Annotated in this window: 1 protein-coding gene; it reads right to left on the bottom strand. The window is 58.6% G+C overall.

Annotated features, from left to right (window positions below; genetic code table 11):
- A partial coding sequence (locus IQ224_RS23460) for a chloride channel protein (RefSeq protein ID WP_194033553.1) occupies positions 1 to 1,224 on the bottom strand: 1,224 nt, incomplete at its 3' end.
- Positions 1,225 to 1,477: the final 253 nt, after the last annotated feature.

Below are 1,477 nucleotides of genomic sequence, written 5' to 3' on the forward strand. Positions count from 1 at the left end.
CCCCACCCCCAGCACCATCGCCACGGCGGTCAAAGGTAGGCGATAGCCGCCCGCAATACCGGCCGCTGCCCCCGCCGCACCGGCCAGATCCCCCGGAATCTCAAAGGTGGTGGCGAACACCCGGCCACTGAGGTCGCCGATCGCCAGAAAAGGGACAAACACGCCGCCACAGCCCCCGGCTAAAACCGCAGCGGTAGTGGCCGCAGCCCGGAGCAGAGCTACTGCCAACAGGTGATAAGGAGTTGTTTCAATGTTTTCGGCCCAGTCGATAGCAGCTCTCCCCGGCCCAAAAGCCGCTGCTGGAGTCGCCACCCGTCCGATCACGATCGCCAATAATAGCATCATCAGGCCACCGATCAGGAGACGAGTGGCGGGCTTGTTCCGCAAGCCTCTGGCCCAGTAGATCGCCTCACCGGTGAGGGCTGTAATCATGCCAGCGATCGCTCCGATCAATAAAGTGGCACCCACCGCATCCCAGAAGTCAGTCGGGGCAACCTGCGGCACCACCAGCTGGATCAGTTGCAGCTTAAAGGCAGCGTTGACTCCCCATCCCACCAGTCCCCCGGCTAACATTGCTGCCACTCGCTCCGGGGTGATCGGAACCTGGCGTCGCTGACTCAACTCAAACATAAAGAAGCTGCCCACCAGAGGGATTCCCATCAGGGCAGAAACACTGGCCGCTCCGCCACCGATGGCCAGGGGCCGCACCAGTTGACCCAGGGCTGGATTTATGCTACCCAACCAGGTTCCCGTTGCCACGCCAATATGAGCCGCCGGTGATTCCGTTCCCATGGGCGCACCCAGTCCAACAGTGGAGAGGATGGCTAGGGCCCGCAACGGTGCTAGATTCCAGGGGAAGCGCTCTTCGTCCCCAGATGCGTTCACCACGTCACCGGTCAGATCGGCCCGAGCAATGTCATGGGGGAAGGAGTACCAGGACAGGAGAGAACCCCAGCGGCCAGAGGCAGTGGCCTCGCGGGGAGCTAAGGTCTGCACGGGTTGGCCCCTACCCAGTCCAAACAGGACTAGCACTGCTAAGGTAACGCCCACCAGAGGCAGCAGCAGTAGCCAGACGTTGCCTAGGCCAGAGGCAATTCTCAGGGTTTGCTTAATTGCCTCAGTCAGCAGTACCGCAGCCAGAGAGCCGATCAAACCGCCGAGCAGACCAGCAACGGCCCATGGGCCTACCCTGGTTAACAGAAGTTGTAGTTTGTTATTTAGCATCACGCAAGGAAAGTTAAGCTTTTATTGTTCCGATAGCAAGTCCATTTGAGTTGTCAAGCAAAACACCCTGAAAGTCTTTACCTAAAATGTCGGCTTGAAGGCTCTTGACATCCTCACCGTCCGTTTACGGACGGCGATTCCCAAACCTCACGATTTAGGTTTCTGCTTCTTTCCCGAAGGATTTTTCGCACCTGCCTTAACAGATTTACTCTGTTCTGGTCTTATGGTCGCTCTACAGACTGACACCGCAAGC

It is taken from the genome of Microcystis sp. LEGE 00066 (genome assembly GCF_015207925.1).
GTDB lineage: Bacteria > Cyanobacteriota > Cyanobacteriia > Cyanobacteriales > Microcystaceae > Microcystis > Microcystis ichthyoblabe_A.